Raw genomic sequence first — 25,152 nt, 5'->3', positions numbered from 1 at the left:
TTTTGCCAAAGGTGGAGGGGATACAAATGTGTGTGGAGAAAACTCCTTGGGAACAGGTCGTCGATTTTCACGGCCATACCTGCCCGGGCATTGCGCTGGGCTTCCGGGTCGCCCAGATCGCCCAGCGCGAGTTGGGTCTGCGTCCGGCTCCCGCAGCCGAACTCCTGGTCAAGGCTGAAACACAATCCTGTGCTTTGGACGCCTTCCAGATCTTGAATAAAGCGACTTGTGGGCGCGGTACCCTGCAAATCAAAGAAAAAGGCAAACACGTTTATTCTTTTCAATATTCGGGAACGGACGATTTGGTGCGCATCGCCCTCAAGGGAGACCTCCTGGCGCGCGTTGCCGAACCCGCGTCCTTCCCCGGCCCGCGGCAGCGGCAAAATTGGGTTTTGGAGACGATTCAGTTCATCTTGACCTGTCCGGAAGAAGATTTCTGCACCCTGCGCAGAACCCCTGCGGTTCTGTATAACGACACGGCGGCTCCCCGGTGGACCACCTGTTCGGTTTGCGGCGAGGCTGTGCGCACGGATCATGCCGTCCAAACCGGTGAGGTATTTAAGTGCCTGACCTGTGCCGACTGAGTATCGTCAATTTTGAGGTTACGTTACCCCCGGAATTAAGATCCGGGGGTTTTCTCGTAGTGGAACGATAACTATATGACTCCGGAAGCGCGGAACAATTCATTTGCCGATTCGCTCTATAGCAGGAGTAATTTACCGGCCGCCCCGCGAAGCCTCCGGCCTCATCCTTCAAGTCACGGTGTGCTGTCGGCATAATCAATGCACATTCCCCGATTTCTGAGATGATAGCCATGGCACAAAGAGGATTTTGAAAAGCCGGCACCGCGGACACTAAAGCACGTTCCTTGGCATAGGGCCCCGAAAGCGAAAGGAAGGGTTCATAACTATGAAATCCCCGGATAGTCAGGGGTTGTTTTTTTGTCCCTGCGTCGAGCGGGGGCAGTTTATCGGAAATACTCAACCCCGCCCGCAAACAGCGGTTGGTACTTGTTGCCTGGCACGTTCTTCGCCACGAAAGCCCCGCTTCTTTCCGAATGCCCCATCTTGCCCAGAATTCTCCCGTCCGGACTGGTAATCCCTTCAACGGCCTCATAGGAACCGTTAGGCGTATAGCGGACGTCATGGCTCGGGTTTCCCGCCAAATCGACATATTGGGTTGCAATCTGCCCCTTCTCGACCAAGCTTTGGATCACTTCCGGGCTGGCCACAAAGCGCCCCTCACCGTGGGAAAGGGCCACCGTGTGCACATCGCCCGGTTCGACTTGGCTGAACCAAGGTGAGAGAACAGATACCACTTTGGTCTGAGCCATGCAGGAGATATGGCGGCCAATCCTATTATATGTCAGAGTCGGCGAATCTTCTTGCAGATCCCGAATCTCCCCGTAAGGTACGAGCCCCAGCTTGATCAAGGCCTGAAAACCGTTGCAGATGCCGAGCATTAAGCCGTCCCGCCGTCGCATCAGGTCTTCCACCGCCTCTTCCACCCGCGGATTACGGAACATGGCCGCGATAAACTTGCCCGATCCGTCCGGCTCGTCCCCCGCGCTGAACCCGCCGGCCAGCATGACGATCTGGCTTTTGCGAATAGACCCTGCCAGAATCTCGATGGATTCCTCCACCTCCCGGGGGGTCAGGTTCCGGATCACCAAAGTCTCTGTGACGGCGCCCGCCCGGGCAAAAGCGCGGGCTGAATCATATTCGCAGTTCGTTCCCGGAAAAACCGGGATCAAGACCCGCGGCGCGGCCAGCTTCGTCAGCGGCCGGCGGGAATTTCTGGACGGATAATGGATAGCCCGAGGCGGCGCGGTCGGGGCGGTCTGGGTCGGAAACACTTTTTCCAACGGGCTGCTCCAGGCTTCCCAGGCCTCTTCCAGTGCGATCTCCGTCCCGTTCACGACCAGCACCGGCCGGTCCAGCGTCGTACCCAGAACCTGATAGTCCATCTCGCCAAACTTCTGAGCCGGATCCACATCCGCCCGCAGTTCCAGGATCAGGGAACCCAGTTCCGGAGTAAACAATGTGCGAACATCCGGCCGGTCAATCAAGCGAATTCCGAGGCGGTTGCCAAAGGCCATCTTGGTCAGGGCCGCCGCCTGCCCGCCCCAGGAAACGGCCTGGACCGCCAAGACGCAGCCGCCTTCCGCGAGTTGCCGTACCTTGGCGAAGTTCTGCCTCAGCCCCTCAAAGTCCGGGAGATCCTGGGCATCCCGCCGCAGGGGCAGTAAGACCAGTTGACTGCCGCCTTCTTTCAGTTCCTGGGATATAACCAGGGGAGCTTCGGTCACACAGACGGCAAAGGCCACCAGGGTCGGCGGAACATTCAAGTCCAGGAAGGTCCCGGACATGCTGTCTTTGCCGCCGATAGCGGGAATACCCAAGCGTTTCTGAGCGTAATACGCCCCCAGCAAAGCGCTAAAGGGCTTACCCCATTTTTCCGGGTCCCGGCCCAGTTTTTCGAAGTACTCCTGCAGAGTGAGCCTGACTTTCCGGGGATCTCCCCCCAAAGCCGCGATCTTGGTCACGGCCTCGACAATGGCGTAGACGGCAGCGTGAAAAGGGCTCCAGTGGGCCAGACGGGGTTGATAGCCGTAGGTCATGAGTGTCGTGGTTTCGGTTTCCCCGTCCAAGACGGGGAGCTTGGCCGCCATCCCCTGACTCGGAGTCGCTTGGTGGCGCCCGCCGAAAGGCATGAGCACCGTTGAGGCTCCAATACTCGAATCGAACCGTTCCACCAAACCTTTTTGGCTGCAGACGTTCAGATCCCGCAGGTTTGTAAGCCAAGCTTCCCGCACGGCTTGCTCCTTTGCCTCCGACTGCGGATAGCTGCGGCTCAGCAAGGCCTCGTCCGGGACCACAGAGGCAAAGAAGTCCCTCGCCGGATCAGGGGCTTTAACTTTGACGTTTATACTGGGCCTAACCCCGTTAGTGTCGAGAAAGGCCCGGCTGATATCGACGATCGGACGGTTCCGCCAGGTCAGGCACAGGCGGTTCCTGTCTGTCACCCTGCCGACCGGAGTCGCCTCCAGATTCTCTTCCCGGGCATAGATGACAAACCTCGCCGCATCCTCCCGCGCAACCACCACCGCCATGCGCTCCTGTGACTCGGAGATCGCCAGTTCCGTTCCGTCCAACCCCTCATACTTTTTCGGGATCGCGTCCAAATCAATGTCCAACCCATCCGCCAACTCGCCCATGGCGACAGACACCCCGCCTGCGCCGAAGTCGTTGCATCTCTTGATCAAGGTACTGACCTCACGCCGGCGGAAAAGTCTCTGGAGCTTGCGTTCCGTCGGCGGGTTGCCTTTTTGCACCTCCGCCCCGCAAGTCAGGAGGGATTCGGCCGTATGTTCCTTCGAGGACCCGGTGGCCCCGCCGCAACCGTCCCGTCCGGTACGCCCCCCCACCAAGAGCACGACGTCGCCCGGCAGCGGCTGGGCGCGCACGACATGGTGACGCGGAGCCGCCCCGATGACAGCCCCTATTTCCATCCGTTTAGCCATAAATCCTTCGTCATAGACTTCGGCCACCTGCCCGGTGGCGAGACCGATCTGGTTCCCGTACGAGCTGTACCCGGCCGCCGCCCCGGTGGTGATCTTCCGCTGGGGAAGTTTACCCGGCAGGGTCTCGCCCAGAGGCCGGCGGGGATCCCCGCTGCCGCTGAAGCGCATGGCCTGATAAACATAGGTCCGCCCGGACAAAGGATCTCTGATCGCCCCTCCTAAACAAGTGGCCGCCCCGCCGAAAGGCTCGATCTCGGTGGGATGGTTGTGGGTCTCATTTTTGAACATCACCAGCCACTCTTCCGTGCGCCCGTCCACCTTAGCGTCGACGATGATGCTGCAGGCATTGATCTCCGGCGATTCATCCAAATCTTGAAGCAATCCTTTTTTCTTGAGTTCTTTCATGCCGGCGGTCGCGATATCCATTAAGCAAATATCCCGTTTCTCAGCCTCCCCGGCGTAAAGGGAACGGCGTGCCGCCAAATACTCATCATAGGCCAGGCGGAGCGGACGGGACGACTCCCCCGGTGCAAAAGCGACCGCCGTGATCCGGGTCTGGAAAGTCGTATGCCTGCAATGATCAGACCAATAAGTATCAATCACTCTGATCTCCGTCAGGGAGGGATCTCTCTTTTCCGTGGCCCGGAAATACTCCTGACAGAACGCTAAGTCTGCCGCACTCATAGCCAGACCCGCACTCAGCCGGAATTGCTCCAGTTCCTCCGGGTTCTTCCGCCTGAAACCGTTGAGAATTTCCACATTAGGCGGAGAAGGCGCCCTGAACTCCAGACTGACCGGTTTTTCCGGAGACGCCTCCCGCGCTTCCACCGGATTAAGGCAATAATCTTTAACCCGGGCAAAATCGCGATCACTTAATTTGCCGCTGAGCACAATGATTTTGGCGGAGGCCAGCGACGGCCTTTCTCCTTGCGTAATAATCTGCAAGCACTGGGCCGCCGAGTCGGAACGCTGATCATACTGGCCGGGAATGTACTCCATGGCCAGGACCCGATCCCCTGACGGGATAGGCAACTCCTCGTCGTAGACCAGGTCCACCGGCGGTTCGGCAAAAACCGTGCCGCGCGCCCTGCGGTATTCTTCGTCCGAAATCCCTTCAATATCGTAGCGATTAACGATTCGGACCCGTTGCAGCCCGGCCAGGCCTAGGTTTTCCGCCAGATCCCGAAAAAGTCCCTGGGCTTCGACATCATATCCCGGCCTTTTCTCCACGAAAATTCGTTTCAGACCCATATCATCCTCCTGAACAATTCCTTCCCCTACTTGACAAGCGTGACCCGTGCGCTGCTCCCGGCCATCCGCCGCCAGGGCATCCTTCTGCCGGAGCACGCCCTTTGTACCGAAACCCCCGGCTGCCTCCTTTGGCTTTCTCCTCGTCCGGAGACTTCCCAATTTAACTGGACACCTCTAATCATACCTATATTTCCGTACAATGTAAATGTTTATGTGTTTATTGTTCGGTTTTTTCAGCTTCTCCGGAAAACTCCCCCCGCGCCGCGAACGCCCAAGTCAGCACCCGGTTGAATCGGGCTAAGGGAAAAAAGGAGCCGTTTCAACCGCACTGGCGAAAGGCTCCACAGGGACATTAAGGTCCATAAGCTAAAACTCAATTCTGATCGTCGGGCTGTTCCCCGCCTGCCGCTCCCTTTTCCCCCCGTGCCCGGTAAATGCGCCAAATCATGAGAATGACCGCCAGTACTACGGCCACCACACTGCTCCACTGGGCCGCGGTCCAGTGAAAGAGGAAACGCGGACTGTCCCCGCGCAAATACTCCAGGAAAAAGCGGGCCAGATTGTAGAGCGCGATATAAGTCAGGAAGAGCACCCCGGACGGCCACTTGCGCAGTTTAAGAATGACCAGGAAAGCGAACAGGATCACATCAAACTGGCCCTCCCAGACCTCAGCCGGCCAGAGCGGTTTGTTGCCGAAAGTATCTCGGGCAATGGTCCCCGCCGGGTAGAGCAGGCCGAAGTTCCCACCGGTCGGTCCGCCGAAAGCGTCTCCGTTCATCAAATTCGCATCCCGGCCGATGGCCTGGGCCAAAATCAAACCCGGTGCGGCTAAATCGGCCAGTTCCCAAAAAGGCAGTTTCTTCTTCCGGGCATAGATCCAGCCCGCGATCAGAGCCCCCACCACGCCCCCTTGGATGGAAAGCCCCCCGTGCCAAATGGCGATGATCTGGCCGGGGTGGTGACTGTAAAAATGCCAATCAAAGAAGAAAACCTGCCAGAAACGCGCTCCCACCAGCCCGCCGATGAGAAGCAAAGGGGCTAAATCCATCATATTGTCAAGGTATCCCTCTTTACCGGAGGCTTTGGTAAAATAAAGTGTCACACCCACGCCCAAGATGAACGCCAGCGCAAACAGCGTGCTGTACGCCCGAATGGGAAAGTTGCCGATAAAAAACCAGTACTGGTGCATAAGGTTCATCTCCTTTTGCGGATCCGTCTTTCCGGAAGGTCCCAGGCCCATCGCAGTGTGTCTCGGGCCATCGGCCCCGGCTCGAATAACTGGGGGATTCTGTCTCAAGGTTTGCTGCGATCATCATCGCCTGAATCCCGGCTAAATAATCCCTGCTTCTTTGAGTGTTGCCAATTCTTCCTCAGACAAGCCCAGCCTTTCCCCATAGATCTCCCGATTATGCGCCCCACGGCTCGGACCCGTGAATTTGACGGCACCCGGAGTCCGAGAAAACTTGGCCACGACATTCGGCATGGCCACCGTTCCGAAATCCTCGTCCTTCAGTTCGATAATCGACGCGCGGGCCCGGATCTGCGCATCTCCGGCAAGTTGATCGATATCGTAAATAGGCCCCACCACGGCGCCGGCCGCCAAGAGAAGGTCCACCGCCTCCTGCATGTCCCGCTCGGCAAACCAGGCGCCGATGATTTTGTCCAAGACCTCAACGTTCTGCACCCGGGCCGGGTTATCCCGGAAACGGGGATCTTCAATCAACTCGGGTCGCCCCATGGCCTGAAAGACTTTTTCGGCTATCGGCTGTGAACTGGCGGATAAAGCTATCCAGCGCCCGTCCCGGGCCTTATAAACGTTGCGCGGGGCGGCGGAATTAATACGGTTCCCCACCCGTGCCGGCACGGTGCCCAAAACACTGTGCTCGACAATGGAAGCTTCCATCAAACGCATGAGAGGCTCGTACAAGCTCATGTCGATGACCTGGCCCCGCCCGCTGCCCGCGACGTCCCTTTCGTAAACGGCCATCATCACCGCCATCGCCGCATAAATCCCCGTGACACCGTCTGCCAAAGGAATCGGCGGCAAGGTGGGCGGGCCGTCCGGATAGCCGTTCATGGAAGCGAAGCCGCTCATTCCCTCGGCTATGGTACCGAAACCGCCCCGGCTGGCATAAGGACCCTCCTGGCCGAAACCGGTAACCCGCAACATGATCAGGCGGGGATTGACACTTTCTAAGGTCTCCCAGCCCAGGCCCCATTTTTCCAGCGTCCCCGGGCGGAAATTTTCAATCAGGATATCCGCATCCCGAACGAGTCGGAGAAACAATTCCTTGCCCCGCCCCGAATTAAGATTCAAGGTGACGCATTTTTTGTTGCGCGAAAGTGTCTTCCAGAAGATGCCTACCCCATCTTTGACGGCGCCAAATTTACGAGACTGATCTCCGGTTTTAGGATGCTCAATTTTCAAAACTTCGGCCCCGTAATCGGCCAGGTAGGTGGCCGCCCACGGCGCCGCCATCATAGTAGCACAGTCAATGACCTTCAGGCCCTCCAAGGGCATGTGTGGATTCATGTTTAAGTCCTCCCTATGTACGTATCTGACACTTCCTTACAACAGACAAGCGGCCGGCGCCCGCGCTCGCTCAGGCAAACGACCGGTTGACTTAGAGAGGAGAGTGCCACAGGTTTGGTTGCGCGGCCGCCGGCTCATGCTTTCTGATTAGCGGAAAAAGCCTGATACCGCTTGGCATCAGGCCGAAAAACCTCTAGAGTGAATTGAGTTTGTGAAACCATTCATCATGGCCGGAAGCATCGGGGATAACGGGATTGCGTTCCTGCTTGCCGCTGGGTTTTTGGACCGACTGGAAATAGCCGGAGTGTTTGCCGGTCCAGAAGTCCGATAAAACCACAAAAAACAAGGCCAAAAGGGCAACAAGGCCTACAACTAAATTCAGCATCACATCACACCTCCATTACCATTCTATGGTCTGTGCAAGGTTTGTCAAGTCTTTTCGTCCTCTAAGTCCTCCAAGAACGGTTGACTCTTCCGCGATAGTATTCGCTAAAGACTCAGCACTTTCGGCAAAAGTGTCCACCGGACACTTTCGTCACCGAAGTCATCCTCACCGCACAGGTATTGTTTGAAGGCTTGCGGTTCGGCGACAGTATCCACAGGACACTATCGTGATGTTCAGCTTAAGCTGAACGAGTTCACTCCAGCGGGGAAAACAACCGTTCACATTCCAAATTAAACCTTTGGGCACATTTTCCCTGACAAAAACTTCACTCGCGCGTATACTCTGTTCAAACACTCCTCTACCCTTTTCCACCCGGGCCTAACGGCCCCTTCCCCATCACCGATGGGGATTTTTTATTGTCTCTGCAAGTTCGAGTTTTCCGAAAGAAGAAGAAAACTTGCGCCAGCCGAGGGAATGATCGCCCACTCGGGCGATCGCGGCGGCAGCCAAGTTTTCTTGCTCTTAGGGGTCCTTCTGCCTAAAACTTCTCGGAAACGGATTTAGCCTGGGTGAAAAGCAACAGGTAGTCGGGCCCTCCCGCTTTCGAATCCGTTCCCGACATGTTGAACCCTCCGAAAGGATGGACCCCGACCAGTGCGCCCGTACACTTCCGGTTAAAGTAGAGATTGCCCACATGCATCTCCCGTCTGGCGATTTCCAAGTGCTCCCTATTTCCGGAGTAAAAAGAGCCAGTCAAGCCATATTCCGTGCCATTGAAAATCTCCAAACCTTGCGCGAAATCTCTGGCCTTAATCAGCGCCAAGACCGGTCCGAAAATCTCTTCTTGGGCTATCCTGGCCTGCGGCGGCACATCCCCGAAAATCGTCGGACGGACATAATATCCGTCCGGAGCCCCCGCCTCTCCCCCAAGCAGAAGTTTTCCCTCTTTTTTCCCAATCTCTATATAGTTCAGTACTTTCTCCAGCGCTTTCGCGTCAATCACGGGACCTGAGGCAAAGTTGGCGTCGGCCGGACCTTGCTCCAAAGCCCTGGTCCGCGCCACGATTTTTTCACTTAAAGCATCATAAACTTTTTCGTGAATAATCGCCCGCGACCCGGCGGAACACTTTTGCCCCTGAAACCCGAACGCGGAAGCCACGATTCCTTCCGCCGCGGCGTCCAAGTCCGCATCCTCGTCCACCAAAACGGCGTCTTTGCCCCCCATTTCCGCCACGACCCGTTTGAGCCAGATCTGCCCGGCGTTAGGCTTAGCCGCCAGTTCATTGATGCGCAGCCCCACGGCGCGCGAGCCCGTAAACGAAACGAAACGAATTTGCGGATGGCTGACCAGAAAATCCCCGATCTCCCCTCCGTCCCCGGGCAGGTAGTTGACGACCCCGGCCGGAAGTCCCGCCTCGGCCAGGAGTTCCACCGCTTTATAGGCAATGACCGGGGCAGTGCTGGCAGGTTTGAGCAAAACCGTGTTACCCGCGACGATGGCGGCCGTGGTCATCCCCAGCAAAATGGCCAAGGGAAAATTCCAGGGAGCAATGACCGCCCCTACTCCCAAGGGAATGTAGGTCAGGCGGTTGTCCTCTCCCGCCAGGGGCGTCGTGGGTTGAGACACCGACAGACGCACCATCTCGCGTCCGTAATACTCCATAAAATCGATGGCTTCGGCGGTATCCGCATCCGCCTCCACCCAATTCTTGCCTTCCTCGTAAACCATCCAGGCTGAGAACTCAAATTTGCGCCGGCGTAACAACGCCGCCGCTTTGAACAGCACGGCTGCCCTGGCGGCCGGATCGGTCTTTTGCCAAGAACCCCAAGCCAGCGCGGCCGAGGCAAGAGCCCGTTCGACCTCCGCCCGCCCGGCTTGAGCCACATATCCCACGACCTCGTTTTTCCGGCTTGGATTATTGGAAGCGATCTTTCGCTCCGTCCAAATCCTTTCCCCGCCGATAACCAGGGGATACTCCCGGCCGAACTCCGCTTCAACCGAGTGCAGAGCCTCTTGCATCTTGTCCCGGTTGCTTTCCTGACGGAAATCAACCAAGGTTTCATTGACAAACGGTACCATCATGATAAATCCCCTCCTCTTTCGCTCAAAGAAATCTCAGTCTATGCTTCACATAAGAGCCTACACAAGTTTCCGCGCCGAATTCGCTCCCGGTTAGCTTCCAGCGCCTTCGGCCTTCTCCAAACAAAGCTAAAACTCGCCATAACTCAGCCAATTATTTCTTAAAAAAGTTCTTCACTATAAACCACACATTGGCCGGACGTTCCGCCAGGCGACGCATAAAATAACCATACCAATCCGTACCGTAGGGCACGTAAACGCGCACCTTATATCCTTCCTGGGCCAACTTCTTCTGCACTTCTGTCTTAATCCCATAGAGCATCTGGAACTCAAAGCACTCCTTGTCAATATTGTGCTCTCTCACATAGTCTTTGGTCGAGGCGATAATCTTTTCGTCATGTGAGGCAACTCCGACATACCAGCCGTTGTCCAGCTGCAGGCGGACCAGGCGCAGCAAATTGCCGTCCACCTTGGCCTTTTCCGGAAAGGCGACACTGGCGGGCTCTTTGTAAGCTCCTTTGACCAGACGGAGATTGGCCTTTAAGTCCAAAACATCCTGTTCCGAACGATAAAGATAAGATTGCAGGACCAAACCTATCAAAGGAAAATCGCGGCGCATTGTTTGAAAGAGATCGATCGTGGCCTGACAGCGCGGAAAATCTTCCATGTCGATACGGACAAAAATCTTATGTTGGGCCGCGCGTGTCAGAATTTGCCGTAAATTCTTCTCGCAGATTCCCGAACCGAGGTCCAGCCCCAATTGCGTCAGCTTCAGTGAAAGGTGTGACTCAACGCCGCTGCGGGCGATTCCCTCCAGGGTTTCCAAAGACCAGCCCGCGGCCCGCTCCGCTTCTTCCCGGGTACTGACAAACTCACCCAAACGATCCAGCGTAGCCGCTATCCCCTCCCGGTTTAGCCGTTTTATTTGTTCCAGGGCTTCCGGCAGGGTTTCCCCGGCGACAAAACGCTTAGCTCCGAAACGCAAGCCGTACTTCGCAGCCATGTTTCTGGCCGGACGATTCTTGGCCAGCGCTAAGAAAAAAGTACGTGTTGCTTCCATGTTTTTCCCTCCCTCATTTTGCTTTCCGCTCGCCGGAGCCTGCCGCCAGAGGATTAAGCAGCCCGCCGCGGCGCCCTGGTTCTCATACATAGCAAAAGCCGTGCCAAATCCGGCCCAATAGCAAAAAAAGACTTGGCTGGCGGCTCGGCGGGGGAGTCCGCCCACCGCCGAATCAGAGTACAGGGAACCACTCCCACTTGTAGAAGCGGGAGTCTCACGATTGGAGGAAGCCGCGGTTCACTTGCGCATCCACTGCCTTTACTCCCCCAAAAATCGCACCCAAAGCGGATCGTCTAGACAACATCGCAAAACTGTCTAGACAATTGTCTAGACAGTTTTGCCCCGGCATGCTAAATTGTGATCAGAGCCTCAAAGAAAGAACAGGTGGTCAGCCAAAATGTCGCAAGATTCAGTTCCCTATCTCAGAGCTTTATTGGATATTGTTCCGGTCGCCGTCACCGGGGTGGATGTCCGGGGACTTGTGACCCATTGGAACGCTGTCGCCACGGAGCTTTACGGCATCCCTGAAAACGAGATCCTAGGGCGGCCTTTGCGTGACTTCTTCCGCCAAGATGACCTGATCGTGCTCACGGTCCTGGAAACGGGGCAACCGGTATACCGCTCTTATCATCGCCCCAGGGGAGACCGCCATGTCCTGATTAATGCCCGGCCGATCTTCCAAAACGGCGAACTTCTCGGAGCTGTGGCGAGTGAACAGGACATTACGCAACTCATTAATCTTTATAATGATTTGACCACGGCTAATTTCAACCTGGAGCGTTTGGAAAAAGCGGTTAAAAGCCATGGTCCCAGCGGTGCTTTCGACCATATTCAAGGTGAAAGCCCCGCGATTAAAGAGGCTATCCGCATGGCCCAAAAAGTGGCCTTGACCGATGCCACCGTACTCATCACCGGCGAGAGCGGCGTGGGCAAAGAATTGTTTGCCCGAGCGATTCACGCGGCCTCTCCCTATCATCAGGGACCCTTCGTTGCCCTCAACTGCGGCGCCATCCCGGCTGCTCTCTTTGAGAGCGAGTTATTCGGTTATGAAAGGGGCGCTTTTACCGGAGCGGAACCCAAAGGCAACCCGGGGAAATTGACCTTGGCCAAAAGGGGAACCCTCTTTCTCGACGAAATCGGCGACCTGGCCCTCGATTTGCAAGTAAAACTCCTGCGGGTCCTGCAGGAACAGTCCTACTACCGTTTGGGCGGCACCGCCCCTCTGCGCCTCGAAGCGCGTATCTTGGCGGCCACCAACCGTTCGCTGGAAGAGATGATGAAGAGGGGCTCCTTCCGCCGCGACCTCTACTTCCGCCTCAATGTCATCAGTCTGCGCATCCCCCCCCTGCGCCAACGGCCGGAAGACATTCCGGCTATCACCGAATTCCTGATGCAACAGTTTGCCTTTCAGTACGGAAAGCCCGCTCCCCGGCTCAGTCCGGCCGCTCTCAACGTCCTCATGGAATACGATTGGCCGGGAAACCTGCGCGAATTGCGCAATGTCGTCGAACGCGCAGTCATCCTGAGTGAGGGAGACACGATCCTGCCGGCCGACCTCGCCCTGCCTCCGCCGGACGAAACGGGCCCCCCGCATTTCTCCCCGGCCTCCGCGCCCGACCGGGAAGACCCAGAAAAGCAAAGGCTTCTGCAGGCCCTGAGCCAAGCCAAAGGGAACAAGTCCCAGGCCGCCAGGATTTTGGGGATTACCCGGGCGACCCTTTACAGCCGCCTGCAGCGCTACGGCCACAGCCTTTGAGGGGCCCGAGCCTCGGCCGCATTTCCCCCTGTCTCAAGCCCGCTTAAGCAGGGAACGGAATTTCGGGCTCAGGTCCGCTGCCAAACGATGTTAACCCGGTCACCGGGGCAAAGCACAGTTGTAAATTCTGCCTCCCGCCCATTCACCGTCAGGGAGAGTCTGGAACCGGGTGGCACTTGGGGCGGGACCATGCTTTGGGCAAGCACCTCGGACAAAATGGGCATGGGAACTTCTGTGTGCAAATCCATCCCATCCCTCAGCACGGAGTCCGGTGCCAAGCGCTTATCCCGCCAGAAGACCGCAAGCTCGGGAGGTTTGTAAAGGACTGCTTCACCGTTGACATAAAAGGGCAAAGTCCCGCTTTCCAGCTCCAAAGCCGAAAGCGGGATTTCCTCTTCCGCCGGCTCAACCCGGTCACCCGCGACCAGGGGTCGGTTTTCTTGCACCTCGGTTCCGTTTAACCTGACCCGGATCGGCCGTTCCACTCTCCGTTCTTGACCGTTGACACGTACCCGCAAGGACAGCCCTTCCTCCGGACGGTATCCTTTCCGCCGCAGCAAGCTGAACAAATCCTCGTTGGCAAAGTACGCAAATTTGGCCCCGTCAGGTACTTCCTCCGCGGGGAGCGCCGGGCGGCCGTTAAGGAAGAGCAGGGGAGCAAAATCCTCCTCCCGCCCTTGCCAAAAAATCTTCTTGCTTCTTCTGTCCGGCCAAATCTCAGCCACGGACGCCCCAGCATCCCGTCCCGCCTGACCGGGAGTAAACTCGATAGCGTCTCCCGCCGCCACAGTTTCCTCCAGACGGCTCTCACGCCCATTGAGCAAAATTCGCGCCGGCCGGCCCAACTCCCCTTTGATCACCTTCATCTCTCCGTTTATCTCGTACGTCAAAGCCCGCCCGGGCCGACCCAAAAAGGCCGCCGGATGAACCCCTGCCGCCAAGAGTGCTTCTGCCACGGTCGCCAGTTCAAGTTCGAAAATGGGAACCTGACGGCCGTTGACGGAAACGGTATAATAATGCAGCCCTCTGCCTTCGAAGGCCGCGACCCCTATCCCGATCGGAGTGATTCCTTCGGGTCCCGGAGGCACTTCAGTCCCTTTGACGTGACTGAGGTGCTCCCTAAGCCTCAGACCCACCCGGGTTGGCGGAAGACCCATTTTCTCCGCCAAGTGTTCGGGCAGACCGGGAGTTAAGCTGCCTCCGCCAATCAAGATAATCGCCTGGGGCAGACTCTGGTTTAAAGAAATAATTTCTTCGCTGATTTTCTCGGCCAGCTTGGCCACGATCGGCTCGAAAGAATGCTTAACGGCATCTCCGGCAACTCTGGTCTTACGGCCGAAAAAGTCAGAAAAGACAACGGACTTTTTTTGCGTCAACTGCCGCTTGACGGTCTCGCCCGTCTGAAAATCGAGCAGATAATGGGCGCAAAGCGCCTCAGTCACTTCATCCCCGGCCATAGGCACCATACCGTAAGCAAAAAAGGCGCCGTTTTTCGTCAAGGCGATATCCGCTGTTCCGGCGCCGACGTCAACCAGGGCCAAGTTAAGCCGGCGCATGTCGGGAGGAATCGCCACCTGCCCGGCCGCAATCGGCTCCAGAGTCAGGCTCCCCATAACCAAGCCGACCCGGTCCAGCACCGCTGCCAAACCGTCGACAACCGTCCGAGGCAAAAAGGTCGCGATCACCGTGACCTTGGCGCTCTTCCCCCTCTGTCCCGCCAAGCTGCCGATTGGCTCCCCCTCCAGCCACTGAGCAACAGTGTCATACCCGACACAGTGATAAGGGGCCCAGCCCTCGCCCTCGCCATGGCCCTTTTTACGCAGGGCGAATTGGACCGCCTCCATCTCCAGCGCTAAGACGTCTTCCCGTTCCCACCGGATCGGGAACATCTCCCGCCGTTCGCTTTCGGCCGTCTCTGTGCACAGAGCCCTTCCCGCGGCAGCCACAGCGACCTCCCTCAGGCAACTCCCCGTGCGCTCTTCCAGTTCTTCTTTCACCCGACGAACCGCCCGGGCCACCTCCCCGACATCATGCACCTGCCCGTCGTACATGGCGCGCTGGCGGTGTTCCGTGCGGGCGCTCGCCAGTATTTCATAGTCGTCACCCTCTTTGCCAATCAAGAGGCCTATGACGACCCTTGTACCGATATCCAACGCAAACAGCGGTTCCATTCCTTCCACCTCCCTTCTTGAATTCGACCAGAAGGGAAGAAATCCTGCCAACCGCTCAGACGATGAAGCGGCGTTCGCCCATACCTTCGATCGCCCTGCGCTTTTCCTCAAAGCCCGGACGTCCCATTAAGGCATATGTCCCCCGCTTGCCCTCTTCGACCCCAGGCTGGTCAAAGGCATTGATATTGAGCAATTCCCCCATGTAAGCGGTTTCCCACTCCAACAGAAGCAGAAGCTGACCCAGGCAGTACGCGTTAACCTCAGGCAGGATAATCCGGCGGTGCGGACGGCCCGCCAAGGTCAAGGCGTATTCTGTGGCCCGTTCTTCCGCGGCCAGGAGTTCGCCCAAAGTATGTCCGCCGAGGAAACGAACGCTCTCAGGCAGGCTCTCGTCGGTCGGAATCGGCACCTCAGGCCCCAGGTGCGCCACACTGACAAAAGTAAACATCTTGTCGTCCGGCCCCTCCGCGTAGAGCTGAACCTGGGAATGCTGGTCCGTCACTCCCAGGGCTTTGACCGGAGTCTGCCCCAGCCGGACTTCCTGTCCCTCACGGTTCAGGCGCTTGCCCAAGCTTTCCGCCCAAAGCTGGGCATACCAATCCGCCATCATTTTGAGACTGTCTGCGTAAGGCATAAATACAGAAACGTTTTTTCCTTCTCGCCAAGCCGCGTGGCTTATGCCCGCCATCAATTGAGCCGGATTAACCGTTATCCCCCGGCTCTCACGAATTTTCTGGTCCATGGCCAAGGCCCCTGCCAAAAGTGTCCCGATGTCGATACCGCACACGGCCGCCGGCAAAAGTCCCACCGGAGTCAGCTCGGAAAAACGCCCGCCGACCCCTGCCGGAATGACAAAACGCACGTACCCCTCCCGGCGGGCAATGGGAAGGAGGTTCCCTTTTTCGTGATCGGTCGTGACCACGATGTGATTCGCATAATCGGCGCCGCAGGCTTGCCGCAGCCTTTCCCGGACGATCAGAAACTGAGCCATGGTTTCCGAAGTGCTGCCGGACTTCGTGATGACGTTGAACACGGTCTTATGTAAATCAAGCATGTCCAACAAGTGGGCGAACCGGCTGGGATCGATATTGTCCAAAACATAGAGGCGCGGGCGCCGGCGTTCTTCAACAGGCAATTCATTGAAATAATAGGGGTTGAGGGCAAGTTGCACAGCCTGGGGTCCCAACGCCGAGCCGCCGATACCCAAAACCACGAAGTTGTCAATTCTGTCTCTCAGGGAATCGGCAAAATCCCGAATCTTCCCCGCTTGCCCGCGCATGTCTTCGAGCAGGAAGGAAAAGTCCAGCCCCCCTGTTTTCCTCCGCTGTTCGAGCGCATCCTGAGCCGCATTCAGGCTGGGCTCCAAGGCTAACAGATCCTCTTCCGTCCATCCTTGAGGATGGTGTTCTCCTTTCATGACCCCGGTATAATCGATTTTGAGAAAATTCTCCGTGCCAAGCATATACAGTCCCCCTCACTTCAACGGCCGGCTGGCCTTCGGATGAACAGCTTAAGCATGAGCTTCGTTGCTAAATTCCCCTCATTCCAACGCAAGCGCACATCCGGCCTCTGCCTTTAGATTGATAATTGTTCGGCTAAATCATACAGGTTTTTGTTAAAGGGCGGGCGGGGACCGTAAGCCGCCTCAATCGGACACGCAATGACCTCCTGATTCACATAAGCGGTCATCTGGTTTGTCTCCCCTCTCATAAGAACCTCAACCGCTTTTCCTCCCATCGCCGAGGCAATTACGGCGTCAAGCGCGCTGGGGTTGCCGCCCCGCTGCAGATGTCCGAGAATCGTCACCCTTGTCTCAAAACCCGAACGTCTGCGCAGTTCCTCGCCCATTTCGTAGGCGCCTCCGACTCCCTCCGCCACCAGAATGATACTGTGATTCTTGCCCCGTTCATGCCCCCGGCGCAGTTTGGCAACCACTTCATCCAGATCAAAGGGAATCTCCGGCACCAGAATGGATTCGGCCCCACAGGCCAGACCGGCCTGGAGGGCAATGTTTCCGCAGGTCCGCCCCATCACTTCCACCAGAAAAGTCCTTTCGTGAGAAGTGGCCGTATCCCGGATCTTGCTGACCGCTTCAACCACCGTATTGATGGCCGTGTCGAAACCGATCGTCAAGTCCGTGCCCGGAATATCATTGTCAATCGTTCCCGGAATGCCGACGATCTTGATCCCCAACGCGGCAAGAGTCTGGGCACCCCTGTATGACCCGTCTCCGCCGATGACAATTAAGGCATCGATCCCGCGTTCGCGTAATTGCGCCGCCGCGGCGGCCTGTCCTTCCGCCGTCAGCATTTCCTTGGAACGGGCCGTCCTCAGAGTCGTACCCCCTCTATGGATGATGTCGGCCACAGAACCGAGGCTCATTTCCCGAAATTCCCCATGAATCAGCCCTTCATATCCCCGCTCCACACCGTAAACAGTCAGGCCGTGATAGATACCCTTACGCACAACAGCCCGGATGGCGGCATTCATTCCCGGCGCATCCCCGCCGCTGGTCAAGACGGCGATCCTTTTGACTTCCTCTGCCATTCTCTTCACTCCCTGCTAAGTCTGAGCGCACTCTCCGCTCCATTGACAACGTTCCCCGCTACATTTTAAGGCCACGGCTGTTAATCGGCAAGGACAGCACGTCGTCAACCGTAATGATCCCTATCAGCTTGCCCGCATCATCCACCACCGGCAAAGCCAAAAGACTGTATTTCGTGAACAGGCGGCGGATCTGTTTCTCCTCTTCCTCCGCAGTCACGGAAATAACCCTTCTGCGCATGATTTCCCCGATCTTCCGCTCAGGCGGGCTGACAATAAGTTCACGCAAAGACACCACCCCGCTCAGCCGCCCCCGGCCATCGATCACGTACAGGTAATACACATAATCCGCGTCAGGGGCCAATTCACGCAGGCGCTCGATCACAGCGTCGCAGGTCAGTTCTTCCGCAAAAGCCAGGAAATCCGTGGTCATCATACTTCCGGCCGTCCCTTCCTCATACTCGAGAAGTCCCCGCAGATCAGAAGCTTCCTCGTGATCCATCAGGTTCAGCAATTGATCGGAATCCTCATCCGTCAATTCCGAGAGCAGGTCTACGGCCTCGTCCTGCTCCATCTCTTCCAATATATCGGCTGCCCGCTCTTTGTCCAAACCTTTGAGGATGGAAACCTGAACATCCATCTCGACTTCGGCCAAAGTGTCGGCAGCCACCTCCGGATCCAGCTGTTCGAAGAGCTCCCGCCGTTCGTGATGACTCAGGTTCTCCACAATATCGGCCAAATCGACGGGATGCATCTTGGCCAGCTTGTCTGCGGACACTTTGAGGGCCAGATGCTCCCCTTGTTTAGGCAGGGGTTGCAGAACATCCCAGCGGATGAGCTGCGGTCTCACCCATTTGCCGCTCTGTTCTCCACCCAGGCGGCCGGCCAAAAATCTGCGGATCAAACCCGCTACCCCGACATCGACCGACACGATATGGGCGTCATTTCCGTCTCCCGCCAGCTTGATATCGTTGACCCGCACCACTTTGGCCCCGTTGATATCCACAATTTGCTGGTCCAAGATCATACTTGTACGATAGGCGTCCTCCTTCACGGGCGCATAGTGTACGTCAGGTTCCGCCACTTGCAAGGCCACGAACTTGCGGCTTAATAAATAAATATCCGGCCAGGGGATCTCTTTGAAATCCCCCTTTTTGCCGACCACCAAGCCTCGAACCGAAGGAAACAAGGACTCCCGCTCCACCACAATATCCCGGACCTTCCCGAGCCGGCGCCCGCCGCGGTCCATGACAGGCTTACCGATGAGTTCACTCACGTAAAGATCTGTCAATAACTCCATTCTGATCACTCCCGTTTCGGTGGTTTAATGTTAAATTACTTCGTTCAGGACCAGCGTCCATTAAACCACCTCCCGTTCGTGTAATCCGTCTCCCGGCCGTTCCGGTCTGCGCTGAGTATACCGACTTACATCATCTTCAGTTGGGCACGTCAGGTTTTCCCCCCGCAGACCGGACGGAGCTAAAAAAAATCAGCCCTCGAAAGGCCAACCCTCAACTTGCCCTTTCCCCACTCGTCTGAGTTTTAGCACGTACACAGCTAGAGATTGTTCCCAGCCACGTTAAGTAAAACCTTAATCCGGTAATACCTGTTGACCCGTTAGCGTCTCTCGACATTTCCGGGCAGCGGCCTGTGTCTGTGTAGAAGCCTCACCTAACGAAGAATTTTGTCAAGCACAATCTATCACCTTTTTTCCGCTTCGTCAACCTCCATCCGGCCCGGAAGATGCAAATGCTTGGCCAATGTACCTGAATCTTTCCCTCAGGTCTTCGTTCTTCTCCAGTTTAACCGCAACGGACCGGCAAGCCCGGATCACTGCCCCATGTTCCTTGCCGAAAATCCGTCCGATCTCGGCATAACCGCACCCACAGATTTCCCTGACCGCATACATAGCCAAGTGCCTGGCTTCTACCAGCGGAGCCGGGCGCCCGGAACCCAAAATTTCTTCTGCGGGAATGCCGGTAACCTGCGACGTTATCCGAATGACATTCCGAGGGACGGGTTTCGTTTTCTGCCGGCACTCCCATACTTGCCAAAACTCCCGGAAACCTTCCAGGGTGAAAGCAGCCGCCCTTTGATCGATGTAAATGCCGAATTCCCGAATCAGGTTCTTAGCCTCTGTCAGGTTGGCCGCCCGTTCCGCCAAGCCGTCGACGAGCGCCGGCTCGACCAGGGCCAGCCTTTGCGCCAAATCGCCCCTGATGAAATCCCTGATTTCCCCCGCCTTGGGCTGATACAACGGTAAAGTAAGTCCGCTCAGGAAACGCGAGGCCAGTCTTCGCCCCAAAAACTCCAGATCGGGCTTCTCAGACTCCAGAGTTACAAAAACCTTATATTCGTACTCCAGCCTATGTTCAAAAGTATGCAGAAGTTCCTCAATGGTCTTCTTCTTGCCGCTGAGCACCTGAAGATCATCGAGGAAGAGATAAGGAGCGGTTCGGTAATACCGGCGGAAACGCCCCAACGCGCTTTCCTGAGCCGCCAAGGCATAGTCCCTGGCAAACCTGCGGGCCTCAGCCAGCACAGAGCCCCGCTCGCTGCGCAGGGCGCGCCGGTAGAACAGGTGCAAAAGGGTGCTCTTGCCGGTTCCCGGAGGCCCGTAGAGAAGGGTGACCTGAGGCCACTTTTCAGGAGTAAAGCCCTTAACCGCTTGCCAGGCCGAGACATTAAAATCGCTGACAAAGAACTTCATGACTTTCCTCCCGTCGGGCTATGTCTGACGTCCGATGTTTGACGTCATGTTCGATGTTTGACGTCATGTTCGATGTACGTTTGATGTTCAATGTTTGGATGTGTATGTTCCGTGTTTGACGTTTGCTGTTCAGTGCTTGATACTCAGTCTTTGATCCGCGGCAGGCACCCCGTTCCGCTTTCGGCAGGCACCGCACTCCGCTTGCAGTTTCTGATTTGGGTATAACACACCTGGGAAGAAACCGGCAAAGGCTTATGGCGCTGAGTGACCAAGTAAAAACCGCGCCTGATATTGATGTCTTGCAAGCGGCATACTCTCATTCCCTCCGCGGAAACCCCCAAAGCCGAGCGGGAGATAAACGAGTAACCGAGATCCGCCCTGACGGAGTTTTTGATCGCCTCAATACTGCCGGCCTCCAAACTGATACGAAAGTCCGGCAGAGAAAGACCCAACCCCGCCAGGGTCTCTTCCAAAGCCCGTCGGTGTCCGGAACCTTCTTCCCGGACAATCATGGGATAGGGCAGAAGATCAGACAGCCGGATCTCCCTTTGGCCGGCCAGCGGGTGGCCCTCCGGCAAAACCAGCATCAATTCATCCCATTGCCAGAATTCCGACGCCAGCTTTTCACTGTCAAAGGAGGAACCCACGACGGCGAAATCCACTTCCCGTTCCGAAACTTTATTTGCCATTTCCAGGCTGTCCCCGACCACCAGCTTAAGCTGGACCTTGGCAAATTCGTGTTGAAAGTCTGCCAAGAGTGCGGGCAAGAGATATTCCCCCGGGATATGGGAAGCTCCCAAGCGCACGAGCCCGGAACATTCCGGGCCGGCCGTCCCGATTTGCTCCAGAAGTTCGTCCCAATTGTCCAGAATCCGCCGTGCCTGACGCAAAACAATTTCTCCTTCCGCCGTCAGGACCAGGGCTTTGCCGCGGCGCAAGAGCAATTTGACCCCGAGTTTGTCCTCCAGAGCCCGCATTTGATTGGAGACAGCCGGTTGGCTGACCCCCAAGTGGCGGGCAGTGGCAGTGAAGCTTTGCTCTTCCACCACCTGAGTGAAAAGTTTAAGGAGATCGAGCATAGATATCCTCCTTGAATGCGTGTACGCTAACCCGGCGCTAATCCAAATCCGCCTTGCCCCGTCTCACGCTGAAAATATAGACGAGGATGACGATCAGGGCTAAAAGCAAAGCACCGCTGACCAGGTAGCGGTGTAAGAGAGCGGTGATCATTCTCCAGTGCACACCCAGCACGCGCCCCAAGGAAATGAAAGCCGCAGACCAGAGAAGTGCTCCGATACCTGTCAGCACCGCGTACCGTCCATAAAAAACTTCGCTCATGCCGGCAAAGTAAGCTATGAAGTGGCGAAATCCCGGGAAAAAATATCCTACCACGATGAGCCGATCACCATACCTGTTGAACCAGTGTTCGGCCCGGGCGACGCGTTTCTCGTTCATATGCAGCCAGGGGGTAATTTTGCGGAGAAAAGGAGTGCCGAGAACCCTGCCAATCCAATAACTCAAATTCATGCCGACGAAGCTCCCCAGGGAGGCCAAGACAAGTGTCTCGCCAAAAGCCATGTGTCCCACCGTAGTTTGAAAACCGCTGAACGTCATCAGAAACTCATCCGGCACCGGTATGCCGAGCATGCCCAGGGAGAGAAGCACAAACAAGCCGGCATAGCGATAGTGATAGATAATCGAATAGACGATATGCTCCAGACCGTGCACCGCACTTTCCTCCCTCGCCCGGTATCCGCGTCTCTTATTCCGCCGCCTCCGCTCATCGGACTTCTCTAGTTTCTCTTTTGCACATGCCGCCAAATCCAGAAGGCCAGAGCGAGAACGACGAAGACCCCGATCACAAGGTCAAAACGGTGAAACAAAGGTTTTAAGGCATTCCATTTGGCCCCTAGCCTTTCCCCGGTCAGAATCAGCAAGAAACACCAGGGAAGCGCCCCCAAGAGAGAATAGAGCGCCACTTTGAGCGGGTTCATGCGGGCTATTCCCGCCGGCAGGGAAATGAAGGTGCGCACAACCGGCAGCACCCTCCCCAGGAAAACCGTAATTTCCCCATGCCGGGCAAATATTCTCTCGGTCCCGGCGAATTCACGCTCATTGAAAAAAAAGTAGCGTCCATAGCGTTTGAGAAAGGGCCGTCCACCCCAAACCCCCACATAATAGGCCACCATAGCCCCAAAGAGGTTGCCCAGGGTGGCAGCGAGGGTAGCCTGCCAGAGCCCAAACCGTCCCAAAAAGACCATATAGCCCGTAAAAGGCAGAATGATTTCACTGGGCAAGGGAATGCAGGCGCTTTCCAGTGCCATAGCCGCAAAGACTCCGGCATAACCCAGGGTGGATATAATTCGAATCACAAACGCGCCCAGATGCGCAATCAAAGTTGTCAAATCCGTACCCCCAACGACGTGCTCTCCCACTTACTCCGGCAACTGTCCGCCGGCAGAAAGAACCACGCTGATTTTATCACATTCCCCCCGGCCGCGCCACACCTACTCACGCAGGACCCCATGCGCAAAGGCCTCACCGAGTTGGTTTAAAACCCGGCCGACACTTTCTTTGAGCGCCTCCTGCTCATCCATCGTAACGCAGGCATTGGCCTGACTCAACCACGTCTTGATTAAATATTCATTAAAACCCTCCGGCCCACCGCTTTCCGACCACGTCAACAGCCTCTGGGCAATTTCGGCGCTGCGCCTGAGAACACTTTTTAAGCGGTGCTCATTGAGGGAAAGCATCTCCTCCGGCGGCAGCACCCAACCGTGACCGGGAACGACAATTTTCGGCGCCAGAAGGCGTATGTGCCGGTAAACCAGAGCCAACCCATCCAATTCCGGAGTACGCTTGCGGGTGGGGCCGCTGGGAAAGAAAAATTCAACTTCCGGACCGACCAGATTATCCCCCGCGATGACCAGGCGATATTCCGGAATCTGCACGATGAGTGAATCCGCTGTGTGGCCCGCCACATGCAATAAGCGCAAACTCATTCCGCCTATGCTTAAGTTTAACTCTTTCTCAACAACCTTCCTGTCTTCGGGCCCCGGCCAACCGCCTCCTTGCATCCACTGCAGTTCCTCTTGACCCAGTTGTCCCGCCAGACGGCCGCCTAACATGAACTCCCAGGTCAACCTCTGCGCCACAACGCGGGTTCCGGCTAAATTCCGATTTCCCAGCGTATGATTCGGGTGCCAGTGGGTAAAGATTTGGGCCAGGGGCCGGGAACACCCCCTTTCCCGCATGTGTTCCTCAACCGCTTGAAACTGGCTGGGAAAACGGAAGGAATCCACCACCACGGGACCCGAAGGTGTCCAAATGACCACGACGTTCTCATGGTGGTGGCCATCATCCATAAATAAAAAAACGCGTTCATTGAGTTTGTGCGTTCTCATACTGTCCTCCTCAAAACCCGGGATCAAAAGGCGGATACCTGAAGGCAGCAGCAGTACCGACACTCGCGGGTTCTACGGAACTCAGCGGGGTTTTGTCTTCCCGCCTTGAGCCGCCCCAGAGCTAATTTTACTTCTGGAAGCTTCTACCTTTTGCTCAAGAGATTTTGCTCAAGAGATTCTACCTGTTACTCAAGAGATTCTCCCTCTTGCTTAAGAGATTCTCTCTCCGGCATTGAAAATCCTCCCCACCCTCTAAAGAAAAGTCTTCCTTTCCCTCGATGAGGGTTAGGAAGACCGATGTACCCCGTATTGGCCTGCCCACAGGGAAGGGCCGTCGGGCTCGGAGCCGGTATCACTCCGCTAGACTTTCTTTTCTCCCTCCTCCCCCGTCTGATGCCTGGTAACAAGCCCATTGTCACATTCAAAAAGAACCTTTTTCCCATCCAGAACCGTCTCCAAATAGACCGGCTTCTGCCATAGGAATTGCACGTGAGCCAAAGTCTTTTCCAGATAAACGAGGTCGAGGTCCAGCCCCTCGTGACAATGCCTGATTTTCAATGCCCCCCGGCCTTCATAATCCCCGTCACTGACCACCATACGCGGATGCCCGCCGTGGACCAGTCCCTGCACCAGGTTGTCGCGCACCTTTTCCCAATCCGTATCCGTAACTTGCCAATGTGCTCCGACTTTGCGAAAATTGAACAAGTTGAGCTCTTCCACCAATTCTCGGTCCAAATAATTGCGCACGAAAGAGAGATCGTTCTCCGTTTCGCGCAGTTCGAACAGTGTGTCAAGTCCCTTTTCCTTCTCCAAACTTTCCCATATCTTGTAGCCCAAGTAATACGGGTTCAACGAGTAGCGCGAGGGTTGCAGAACCTGGCTGTGCATAACGGCAAAATCCAAAGACTCGCCTGCGCTGAGTTGGATCTCCCTCATAATTTTGGCATGCCAGAAAGAGGCCCATCCCTCGTTGATGATTTTGGTTTCGATCTGCGGATAGAAATAAAGAGACTCCGCCCGAACCATGCTCAAAATATCCCGTTGCCAGGGTTCAATTCTCGGGGCTCGCATAATCAGGTATCCGACCAAATCTTCTGCTTCTCTCCGGCTCCCCGCGTCTTTAACTTCTTTCATAGGGTCTTCGGGAAAAAGGTCGGCATACTTCTCCAAAAAAGGAGAGCGCGTCCGGCTCGCCTTGGGACTTTTTCCCTTGTTCTCCGGACGCCGGGCGATATGAGAGCGAAAATCCACATGTTCCTGAATGGAGAGGACCGCGTCGAGCGTTCGTTCCACCTTGTCCCTGCCATACCGGGTTTCATACTCACGGATCTGTTCGGCGTGGGCTGCCATGCGCTCAACCATGTCTTTGGGCGTCCGGCTGAAATAGTGGTTGTTTTTAAAAAAATCGACATGAGCATAGACATGCCCGATCACCAACTTGTTTTGCACCAGCTTGTTACCTTCCAGCAAAAAAGCATAGGCGGGGTCGGAGTTTATGACCAATTCGTAAATCCGGCTCAAGTTAAGGTCATACTGCATTTTGAGCCGGTAGAAAGCTTTGCCGAAGCTCCAGTGGGTGAAGCGCACCGGCATACCGTAAGCCCCAAAAGTGTAGAGCGTTTCGGGCGGACAAATCTCGAAATGGACCGGATAAAAATCCAACCCCATACCTTTCGCCACGTCCTCGATTTCACGGGCAATCCGGCTGAGTTCTCTGCTTTCCTCGTCCATTCAC

General features: G+C 56.2%; 18 protein-coding genes and 1 riboswitch. Of the genes, 2 read left to right on the top strand and 16 right to left on the bottom strand.

Going from position 1 to position 25,152, the window contains the following annotated elements; translation table 11 throughout:
* Positions 1-26 precede the first annotated feature (26 nt).
* Positions 27-584, top strand: coding sequence for an FmdE family protein (locus tag MNU25_RS09295; protein ID WP_240984821.1), 558 nt, complete (start codon positions 27-29; stop codon positions 582-584).
* Between the two features lie 383 nt (positions 585-967).
* Here the strand turns inward: MNU25_RS09295 and MNU25_RS09290 are convergent, their stop codons facing one another.
* The 6 genes from MNU25_RS09290 to MNU25_RS09265 all read right to left on the bottom strand — a co-directional run bounded on the left by MNU25_RS09290 (position 968) and on the right by MNU25_RS09265 (position 10,832).
* On the bottom strand, positions 968-4,774 hold the full coding sequence (locus MNU25_RS09290; RefSeq protein WP_240986789.1) for a phosphoribosylformylglycinamidine synthase: 3,807 nt from the start codon (positions 4,772-4,774) through the stop codon (positions 968-970).
* A 373-nt stretch (positions 4,775-5,147) separates the two neighbouring features.
* Complete coding sequence (gene lgt / locus MNU25_RS09285; protein ID WP_240984820.1) at positions 5,148-5,963, bottom strand: prolipoprotein diacylglyceryl transferase; 816 nt, start codon at positions 5,961-5,963, stop codon at positions 5,148-5,150.
* A 141-nt stretch (positions 5,964-6,104) separates the two neighbouring features.
* Positions 6,105-7,307, bottom strand: a complete 1,203-nt coding sequence (locus MNU25_RS09280) for a CaiB/BaiF CoA transferase family protein (RefSeq protein WP_240984819.1) — start codon at positions 7,305-7,307, stop codon at positions 6,105-6,107.
* Between the two features lie 193 nt (positions 7,308-7,500).
* A complete protein-coding gene (locus MNU25_RS09275; RefSeq protein ID WP_240984818.1) occupies positions 7,501-7,692 on the bottom strand; it encodes a hypothetical protein in 192 nt (63 codons plus the stop codon).
* Between the two features lie 538 nt (positions 7,693-8,230).
* Positions 8,231-9,775 carry an L-glutamate gamma-semialdehyde dehydrogenase gene (gene pruA / locus MNU25_RS09270; RefSeq protein ID WP_240984817.1) on the bottom strand — a complete coding sequence of 515 codons (1,545 nt, stop codon included), beginning with the start codon at positions 9,773-9,775 and terminating at the stop codon, positions 8,231-8,233.
* 151 nt (positions 9,776-9,926) lie between these two features.
* Complete coding sequence (locus tag MNU25_RS09265; RefSeq protein ID WP_240984816.1) at positions 9,927-10,832, bottom strand: proline dehydrogenase family protein; 906 nt, start codon at positions 10,830-10,832, stop codon at positions 9,927-9,929.
* A gap of 397 nt (positions 10,833-11,229) precedes the next feature.
* On the opposite strand from MNU25_RS09265, the gene MNU25_RS09260 reads away from it, so the two are divergent.
* Complete coding sequence (locus tag MNU25_RS09260) at positions 11,230-12,588, top strand: sigma-54 interaction domain-containing protein (protein ID WP_240984815.1); 1,359 nt, start codon at positions 11,230-11,232, stop codon at positions 12,586-12,588.
* Between the two features lie 68 nt (positions 12,589-12,656).
* On the opposite strand, the gene MNU25_RS09255 is transcribed toward MNU25_RS09260, so the two are convergent.
* The 10 genes from MNU25_RS09255 to MNU25_RS09210 form a co-directional block, all read right to left on the bottom strand.
* Complete coding sequence (locus tag MNU25_RS09255) at positions 12,657-14,759, bottom strand: cell division protein FtsA (RefSeq protein WP_240984814.1); 2,103 nt, start codon at positions 14,757-14,759, stop codon at positions 12,657-12,659.
* Positions 14,760-14,814: 55 nt separating this feature from the next.
* The gene (locus MNU25_RS09250) at positions 14,815-16,221 is read right to left on the bottom strand and encodes a glucose-6-phosphate isomerase (protein ID WP_240984813.1); all 1,407 of its coding nucleotides are present in this window, start codon (positions 16,219-16,221) and stop codon (positions 14,815-14,817) included.
* A 113-nt stretch (positions 16,222-16,334) separates the two neighbouring features.
* Positions 16,335-17,306 (bottom strand): 6-phosphofructokinase, encoded by a 972-nt coding sequence (gene pfkA / locus MNU25_RS09245; RefSeq protein WP_240984812.1) that lies wholly within the window; start codon positions 17,304-17,306, stop codon positions 16,335-16,337.
* A gap of 58 nt (positions 17,307-17,364) precedes the next feature.
* Positions 17,365-18,603, bottom strand: coding sequence for a magnesium transporter MgtE N-terminal domain-containing protein (locus MNU25_RS09240; RefSeq protein ID WP_240984811.1), 1,239 nt, complete (start codon positions 18,601-18,603; stop codon positions 17,365-17,367).
* 219 nt (positions 18,604-18,822) lie between these two features.
* Positions 18,823-18,989, bottom strand: a riboswitch (M-box (ykoK) riboswitch).
* Positions 18,990-19,023: 34 nt separating this feature from the next.
* Positions 19,024-20,013, bottom strand: a complete 990-nt coding sequence (locus MNU25_RS09235) for a DnaA/Hda family protein (RefSeq protein ID WP_240984810.1) — start codon at positions 20,011-20,013, stop codon at positions 19,024-19,026.
* A 143-nt stretch (positions 20,014-20,156) separates the two neighbouring features.
* Positions 20,157-21,092, bottom strand: a complete 936-nt coding sequence (locus MNU25_RS09230; RefSeq protein WP_240984809.1) for a selenium metabolism-associated LysR family transcriptional regulator — start codon at positions 21,090-21,092, stop codon at positions 20,157-20,159.
* A 37-nt stretch (positions 21,093-21,129) separates the two neighbouring features.
* Positions 21,130-21,741, bottom strand: coding sequence for a DedA family protein (locus tag MNU25_RS09225; RefSeq protein WP_240984808.1), 612 nt, complete (start codon positions 21,739-21,741; stop codon positions 21,130-21,132).
* Positions 21,742-21,806: 65 nt separating this feature from the next.
* Entirely contained in the window at positions 21,807-22,418 is a 612-nt protein-coding gene (locus MNU25_RS09220) for a DedA family protein (RefSeq protein ID WP_240984807.1), read from the bottom strand.
* Positions 22,419-22,520: 102 nt separating this feature from the next.
* A complete protein-coding gene (locus MNU25_RS09215) occupies positions 22,521-23,417 on the bottom strand; it encodes an MBL fold metallo-hydrolase (RefSeq protein WP_240984806.1) in 897 nt (298 codons plus the stop codon).
* Positions 23,418-23,777: 360 nt separating this feature from the next.
* Positions 23,778-25,148: a SpoVR family protein gene (locus MNU25_RS09210; protein WP_240984805.1), complete on the bottom strand. Its 1,371-nt coding sequence runs from the start codon at positions 25,146-25,148 to the stop codon at positions 23,778-23,780.
* Positions 25,149-25,152: the final 4 nt, after the last annotated feature.

Source organism: Acididesulfobacillus acetoxydans, from assembly GCF_902729405.1.
GTDB classification, from domain to species: domain Bacteria; phylum Bacillota; class Desulfitobacteriia; order Desulfitobacteriales; family Desulfitobacteriaceae; genus Acididesulfobacillus; species Acididesulfobacillus acetoxydans.
The sequence above is the reverse complement of the archived record's forward strand: the minus strand, read 5'-3'. Positions and strand labels throughout refer to the sequence as shown.